Genomic DNA, 7,658 nt, shown 5'->3' with positions numbered 1-7,658 from the left:
ATCCATCCCGACGCGACCAATCCGGATGACTCCACCAGCCTGACCTCCGACAACCTGGTGACCCTGACGGCGACCAAGACCGACAAGGACGGCGACAGCGCCCAGGCCACCCTCAATATCGGGCAGAACCTGGTGATCAAGGACGACGGCCCGGCACTCGCATTCGGCAACCTGATCGGGACCGGTAGCGTCCTTGCGCAATATGGCTTCTGGAGCAAGTCGGCCGGCGCCGATGGGCTGGGGGCGACGGGCCTGAACATCTCGTTGGTCAATGGCCAGTTCACCCTCGTCAGGCCCGACAACACGACCACGACCGGGACCGGCACGCTCACCGAGCTGGTGCCCTCGCCGGACGTCAATGGTGCGTACCAGTTCGCCGGGACCTTGACCGGTGACTTCGACAACAATGCGGCAACGGCGAACACCACCGTCGACTACACGCTGACCGCCTTTGCCAATGGCAGCTATGCACTGGATCTGGTGCAAGGCTTCGGTTCGACGATCGTGCTCAGCAGTGCCGACGGCGCGCTCGCTGCCGGCGGCCCGGACCCCGTACGCACCTTGTTGATTCCAGAGCCGGCTGACCTGACTATCCCTTCGCCCTCCGAGGAGATTGTCTTCTTTTCCGCCAAGGCGCTTGCGTCAACGGCGGACATCCTGACCGGCATTGGGCTGGGGAAACCCGACCCCGTCGAAACGGTGATACAGACCGACCCCTTGCCCGCGTACATCGACCCGGCGTCCATGAACGTCAGCACATCCGGCATCGGCGTCGCCAACAACCTTTTCCAAGGAGACAACCTGGCGGCCATCAGCAACGCCGATGAAAGTTTCGTCGTCAATCCGGAGAGCCTGCTGACAGCCATGAAGGTCTTCATCGACAACTCCGTCGGGGGATACACTACGGCAACAGAAGACCTGTACTACAGGATCTACTACGAGGATGGCACGTTCTCGAACCTCATCGAGGTCAACACCCTGACGCCGGAGGACGGCGGACAGGTATCCTTCCTCATTGAGAAACAGGGCACGGCGCTGATCGACGCGGTTCAGCTGACGATGGCCAGGGGCGAGATCAAGATCCCGGTGATCCAGTTCATTCAGCAGAGCGAGAACCTGGCCAGCGATATCAAGCTGGCGTTCAATGCGACGCTGACGGACAAGGATGGGGACACGGCGACAAGTGCGTTCGACGCCAACCTGTTCGCCAACGACCCGACCGACGTCCTCTTCGACTACCGGTTGGTGGGTACGGGCGGTGAGCGGGATGCCTTCAACATCGATTTGTCCGCCGATGAGAACCTGTACCAGGTCACCGGCTTCGATGCGAGCCTAAGCCTGCGAGACACGCTGGTGCTCAACGGCGACCAGAACGCCGTTGTCCAATCGATCAACAACAGCGGTGCAGACAGCATCGTGACGGTTGCCGAGACGGGCGGACAGACAACGACCATCACCTTGGTCGGGGTCGATCTGCTCAATAGCGACATTGTGTTTGGCGGCGCCTGAGGCAGCGCACGTGTGAAAGGATGCGAGGGTGGCGTGGCAACCACCCTCGCATTACTTTTTGAAACTTCGACAACGTCAGCACCCTCAACCTGGGGCCCCTGCCCCGGTGATGGCCCAGGCGCACCAAAACGTGCTCAAGCAGTCTTGTTTCGACGTGAAAATCAATCCCGCTCCACCCGGATGGACTCGGGCGGTTCTTCGTTGTTGTTGAGCCCGTGCTTCAGCGCGTACATCAGCAAGTCGATGCGATTGATCAGATTCAGCTTTTGATAGATGTTGCTGAGATGGTTGTGCACGGTGTGCTCACTGATCCCCAGGCGCCCGGCGATACTCACGTATTTGGCGGACGGATCGCCCACGATGGCGCGAATCAGCTCCCGCTCGCGCAGCGTCAGCCGCGCCTGTTTCGCCCGCTCCAGGTTATATTTCAAGGGTGTATGCATGGCCGCGGCATAGCCGGAAAGCCCACCGACCCAGGCTCTGTCCAGCCCACTGTTGTAATGGTGAACCTTGATGATGGCCTGGATGATCGACTCCGTCGGGTCTTCCGCCAGCACGATACCGCGTGCGCCCGCCTCTATCGCCTGGACAACGGGGACGGCTTCGTACAGGCCCTTGAGCACCAGCACTTTCATTTCAGCGCTGCGAGCGAGTCCCGCGACGACCTCCAGCGGGCTCAGCACATCCAGAAAGAAACTGAAAAGAATGACATTGGGATGCAACTGATCGGCAAGATCCAGCGCATTGGTATAGGTGGTGGCCTCGCCGCTCACTTCCATCCGCGGCTTCCTGGCATTGATCAAGTCATGAAGCCCCATGAGAACCAGGGGGCGACAATCGACCAGCATCACACGTATCGGCTTTCTGTGGTTAGGCATGACGTTCCTGCCTCCCATGAAAAACGATCTATGACCTGCACCCGTTGACCTTGCTGGGTCAACAGCCCCGGGGCCACGTCTAGCCGTGGCATCGACAAGGGTTGCGGACGCTTCCCAAAGCCGGAAAGCGTCATCGAGACAACACAAATAGAAATAACTATCAATAGCTTACGCACGATGCTGTGCTCCCTAGAGCCCCTCAACTGAGTCTAGGTCAGCCCAACGCGCCGCCACCCACCCGCTGCAGACTCAAGCCTCCTGCGAGGAGCCCGATCGATGCTTTCAAGGAGTGGCCCTAGCCCTCGGAAATCAAGGTCTTAGGCTCGCTACAGGCGGCCTGTAAGCACAGTCTGACACCGAGCAAAATCGTCAATTAACAGACGAATGGTGTGTAGTTACATGCGCCAACAATACACCTGTCAATTTTTCGACTCCACCCGTTTCTGCGAGTTCCATGAACCTGACCTGACAGGCCGCAGGGGTGAACGGATAAAGGCACGCGAATTTAGTGGTCGCAGCCATGACCTGCCCGCTGATGAACATGATGTTTTCCGGCGCTAGGGCTGTAGATCATGGCAATCGGTTGGCGATCATCCGCGTTGAATGACCAGGCACGCTTTCGGCTAATACTCGGATTCAACGTCCGCTGCCTGGGCGGGGCTTCCGGGACTCAACCAGCCATTGACACTGTCGACACTTTCGGCTAGCGGTTTTCCCGCCCAGCGATTGAGGGTGAACACATTACTGAGGAATTCGTACTGCGTCTTGAGCAGGTCACGCCGAGCGCGGAACTCGTTGCGTACACTGGCCAGAACATCGACGGCATTGACCATCCCGTAGGTCAACGCTTTCTCTGCCGCCACCCTGGAAAGCTTTGCCGAGGCCAGGGCCAGACGATTTGCGTGGATTTTTTCGCCGTTCGAATTGGCAGTCAGGTAAGCGCTGGTGATCTCCTTGACCACCTGGCGCCGGATCGCTTCCAGCTCCTGCTCGGCGGTCAGCTGATCCTGGTAGAGCCCACGGACCCGCGCCGAGGTCGAGCCGCCGCTGTACAGCGGCACCTGAACGCCGATGCCAGCGACATAGCTGTCGGTACGCGGCGTCTGGGAGTTGTTGTAGCCCTCGTTGGTTTCTTGTGCGCTCAGGTTCAGGCTCACGGTCGGATAGTGCCCGCCCTTGCCACTGCGCAACGCGGCACCCGCTGCTTCGACACCACTCTCGCTGGCCTTGAGCGTCGGGTTTTGCGCTATACCCTCGCGGACCCAGTCCTCCATACTCTGCGCCGAAACCCGTAGCTGCGCGTCATCACGTATCCGGTTGAGCTTCTCCTTGACCGGCCTGCCGACGATCTCCGCCAGTGCCTCGCGACTGATACTGGCCTGGTTGCGGGCATCCAGTTCCTGCGCCGCGAGCAAATCCACCCGGGCCTTGAGGTCGAGCTGGTCCGTCACCAACGCCAGCTGCTTTTCGTACAACGCATTGACTCGGTCCAGACTCTTTTGCGTGGTTCGACGCTCCGCCCTCACCAACTCCAGCTCATCCTCGGCCGCCAACGCGGTGAAGTAGCGCCGCGCCAATTCCACAGTGGCCTCGGCCTGGGCATCCAGTGCTTGCGACTCGGACTGCCTGGCCAAGCTTTTGAACTTTTGGTAGTTCTCCCACGCGGCCTTGTTGTAGAGGTACTGACGCAGCACCAGGCTGTAGCTTTCGCTATCGTAACTCTGCTGTATCAGGTCGTTTTCCTGGTGAATTCGGTTCGACCCGGCATTGAGCGATACTTGCGGCAACAGCGCCCCCATGGCCTCGCGTTGATGTTCCTTGCCCGCCTGCGCTTGCGCAAAAGAGGCCAATACCCGCGGGTCCTCCAGTCGCGCCTCGCGATACAACTGCATGAGGTCGGTGGAGAACGTAGAGGCACTGACCCCGGTCGATGCTGGTGCAGCGGTTTGCCCCAGGGCGGCACCCACAGCCAGCATGAACACCCCCCCAAAAAGCACTGACGACATGCCCACGGTCATTCCTCGATCATCGATTGAGACATGACATCGCGGGCCGGCTGCATCAAGTACTGCAACAGCGTGCGTTGCCCGGTGATGATCAACACGTCCGCCGGCATCCCCGGCAATAACTTGCGCTCACCCAGGGTGCGCGCGCCCTCCTCGGTTACCCGGACCCGCGCCAGGTAATAGGCAGCCCCGGTCTTTTCATTGGTCAGCCGGTCAGCCGATACGCTGCTGACCTCGCCTTCGATCACCGGCGTCGTCGAACTCTTGAACGCACCGAAACGGATATCGGCACGCTTGCCGATGGCGATGCGATCAATATCCACCGGTGCCACCTGGGCCTCTATGACCAGCTCGGAAACCGATGGAACGATGTCCAGCAACGGCGTTGCCGGGCGCACCACACCACCAATGGTGTGCACTGTCATGCCAATCACCATGCCCGCGTCGGGTGCGCGGATGACGATATGGCTGAGCCGGTCTTCCAGGGCCGAGGTTTTCTCTTGCAGGTCGTATATCCGGGTCTGGACCTCGGCCAGTTGCTTGACAACGTCGGCACTGAAATCCTTGTCGACCTGCAGAATCTGCAGCTGCGTTTCGTTGATCTGCAGACGCGTCCTGTTAATAGTGGAACGATGATCAGCCACCTCCGACCTGAGCATCCCCAGCTTGCGCTCCTGCTCGAGCAGACGTTGTTTGTCAACGAACCCCTGCTGCAGCAGGTCGGTCAATTCATTGATTTCACCGCTGTAGGATTTCTCCAGACTAACCTTGGTACCGATCATCGACTCCAGTCCCTTGATCTGTTGATTCAACTGGCCAATGCGCTCGCGCAACACCGCTATCTGGCCCAGCCGCGAGCCCTGCCGAGCGTTGAACACCTGAGTCTCGCCCTGACGCGCTTCCTCTCCCCGCAGGCTGGCGAGATCGGCGATCTTGCCAAAACCGATCACCGGTAGCGTGTCGCGCTCGGCGATGAGCCTGGCCTCCATGGCTCTGGCCGCGAGCAGCTGGCTTCGGGCTATCTCATACTCGAAGCGCAGCTGGGCATCATCGAGAATGATCAGCGGGTCATCACGCTTGACGATGTCACCGTCATGGGCCAGCACCTCTTTGACAATGCCCCCTTCAAGATGCTGGACCGTTTTGCGATAAGCCTGCACGGTGACCACCCCCGGCGCGTAAGCGGCGCCGTCGAGGGGCGCGATCGCCGCCCAGGTGCCGAACAAGCCGAAAGTCACCCCTACAATGCCAAGGCCCAGGCGGCGGATTTTACGATCTGCTGTGGGTAGGTCAGCGAAGCTTTCAATTTGACGGCTGGGCATCGTAGGGTTCATTGCCATTGCCCTTGCTAGTCTCGACCGAGGCCATGCTGGCGCCTACTGGTGCTGGCATGGCGTGCTTTGGTACCTGCGGTTGCTGCGCATTGAGTTCGGCCAGCACCTGGTCGCGTGGCCCATAGAGAGTGATAACCCCAGCCCTCATCACCATGAGCCGGTCAAGTTGCGAGACGATGTTGGTTCGGTGAGTAATTACAAACAGCGTCGCGCCGGTCTGCTTGAGCTGCTGGATGGCTGCGGCCAGGGCACGATCACCGACTTCGTCAAGGTTGGAATTGGGCTCGTCGAGAATAATCAGTCGCGGGTTGCCATACAGGGCGCGAGCCAGTCCGATGCGCTGGCGCTGCCCTCCCGAGAGCATGACACCCTCGCTGCCGATGATGGTGTCGTAGCCATCGGGCAGCAGCAAAATCATCTCGTGAACGCCCGCAGTCCTGGCAGCTTGAATGACTTTCGCCGAATCGACCTCGGCAAAACGGGCAATGTTCTCGCCAACGCTGCCTTCGAACAGTTCAATATCCTGGGGCAAGTAACCGATATGCGGGCCAAGCTCATGCTTGTCCCAGGTGCTGATGTCTGCGCCATCCAGCCGGACCACCCCATGCTGCGGCGCCCACACCCCCATCAGTGCCCTGGCCAGGGTCGATTTGCCCGAGGCACTTGGACCGATGATTCCCACCACGCAACCGGCAGGTACGCTGAAGCTGATGTTCTTGATGATCGGCGTTTTCGAGCCAGGTGCCGCGACTATCAGATTCTCGACCTGCACGTGCCCCTGGGGCGCAGGTAAAGACAGACGCTCGGGTTGCGCTTGTTGTTTGTCGAGGATGTCGTTCAGACGACTGTACTGCGAGCGAGCGGCAGTAAAGCCCTTCCAGCTACCGATGATCAGATCGATGGGGGCCAGTGCCCGCCCCAGCAGCACGGCCCCGGCAAACACCATGCCTGCGCCCACCTGATGATCCACCGCCAGGTAGGCCCCCAGCCCCAGCACCAGTGATTGCACCAGAAGCCGGAAAGACCGGGAAAGCGTACTGACAATCGCTGCTCTATCACTCGCCAGGGACTGCAGCAGCAGCACGTTCCTTTGCCGACGCCCCCAGCGATCCATCAGGGTTTCAAGCATGCCCATCGACTCGATGACTTCGGCGTTGCGCAGGTTCTTCGTGGTGTAGAGCGTCGCGCCGATATGCTCCTTGTTGGCCTGGGCCAGTACCGGCCCGGTCAGCTTCTCATTGATGAATGCGAGCAATAACAACAACAGAGCACTGCCGGTCGCTACCCAGCCAAACCAGGGATGAAACGCGAACATCACCGCGATATAGATCGGCAGCCAGGGCGCGTCGAAAAAGGCGAACAACCCGTTGCCGGAGAGAAACTGCCTCAAGCCCGTCAAGTCGTTGAGCGACTGCGCCGAGGCATCCATGCCGCCACTTTCCAGAGCCCGTTTGAAACTGGCCTTATAGACCTGGCGACTCAACAGCACATCCAGCCGGGTACTGACCCGAACCATGATCCGCGAACGAATCCATTCCAGGGAGGCGAGCGTGATCAGCAGCCCGGTCATGATCAGCGTTAGCATTGCCAGGGTCGTCAGGCTTCCGCTCGACATCACCCGCCCATACACCTGAAGCATATAGAAGGTAGGGACAAGCATTAACGCGTTAATGAAAAAGCTGAAGAAGCCAACAGAAACAAAGCTGTCTCTACAGATTTTCAACGCGTGCTTCAGACTGTTTTCAGGTGTGCTTCGCATTGAAACCCCTGCTCGAAACGCCATCCTTTGTGGAGCTTAGATCATGCCGAACGACTGCGTTGAGCAATTGGCCAGATCGCCTCAGGCAAGTCGCCTGGAACGGGAAGAACCAAGCTTCAAGCAGGCCGCCACGCTGTTGATGGCCGAGCACCGAATGGCGCTAGCAGAATTG

4 protein-coding genes and 1 pseudogene are annotated in these 7,658 nt (G+C 59.6%); 1 reads left to right on the top strand and 4 read right to left on the bottom strand.

What is annotated here, in order from left to right:
* A pseudogene (locus tag NLX68_RS25990) lies at window positions 1-1,509 on the top strand (hypothetical protein); the annotation flags it as partial.
* Between the two features lie 161 nt (window positions 1,510-1,670).
* Here the strand turns inward: NLX68_RS25990 and NLX68_RS25985 are convergent.
* From NLX68_RS25985 to NLX68_RS25970, 4 genes are all read right to left on the bottom strand, one after another.
* Window positions 1,671-2,387, bottom strand: coding sequence for a response regulator transcription factor (locus NLX68_RS25985; protein WP_254286381.1), 717 nt, complete (start codon window positions 2,385-2,387; stop codon window positions 1,671-1,673).
* 623 nt (window positions 2,388-3,010) lie between these two features.
* Complete coding sequence (locus NLX68_RS25980; RefSeq protein ID WP_254286382.1) at window positions 3,011-4,399, bottom strand: TolC family outer membrane protein; 1,389 nt, start codon at window positions 4,397-4,399, stop codon at window positions 3,011-3,013.
* Between the two features lie 2 nt (window positions 4,400-4,401).
* Window positions 4,402-5,715 carry an HlyD family type I secretion periplasmic adaptor subunit gene (locus NLX68_RS25975; RefSeq protein ID WP_254286380.1) on the bottom strand — a complete coding sequence of 438 codons (1,314 nt, stop codon included), beginning with the start codon at window positions 5,713-5,715 and terminating at the stop codon, window positions 4,402-4,404.
* Entirely contained in the window at window positions 5,696-7,486 is a 1,791-nt protein-coding gene (locus NLX68_RS25970) for a type I secretion system permease/ATPase (protein WP_254286379.1), read from the bottom strand. The genes NLX68_RS25975 and NLX68_RS25970 overlap by 20 nt, the downstream gene beginning before the upstream one ends.
* Between the last annotated feature and the right edge of the window lie 172 nt (window positions 7,487-7,658).

The sequence above is a fragment of the Pseudomonas sp. SBB6 genome (genome assembly GCF_024213215.1).
Classification (GTDB): domain Bacteria; phylum Pseudomonadota; class Gammaproteobacteria; order Pseudomonadales; family Pseudomonadaceae; genus Aquipseudomonas; species Aquipseudomonas donghuensis.
Note: the sequence above shows the minus strand (reverse complement) of the source record. Positions and strands in the feature narration are given on the sequence as shown.

Excerpts from the sequence above, each read along its gene's own strand:
- NLX68_RS25985 (WP_254286381.1), bottom strand. The coding sequence starts at position 2,387 with ATGCCTAACCACAGAAAGCCGATACGTGTGATGCTGGTCGATTGTCGC.
- NLX68_RS25975 (WP_254286380.1), bottom strand. The coding sequence starts at position 5,715 with ATGCCCAGCCGTCAAATTGAAAGCTTCGCTGACCTACCCACAGCAGAT.
- NLX68_RS25970 (WP_254286379.1), bottom strand. The coding sequence starts at position 7,486 with ATGCGAAGCACACCTGAAAACAGTCTGAAGCACGCGTTGAAAATCTGT.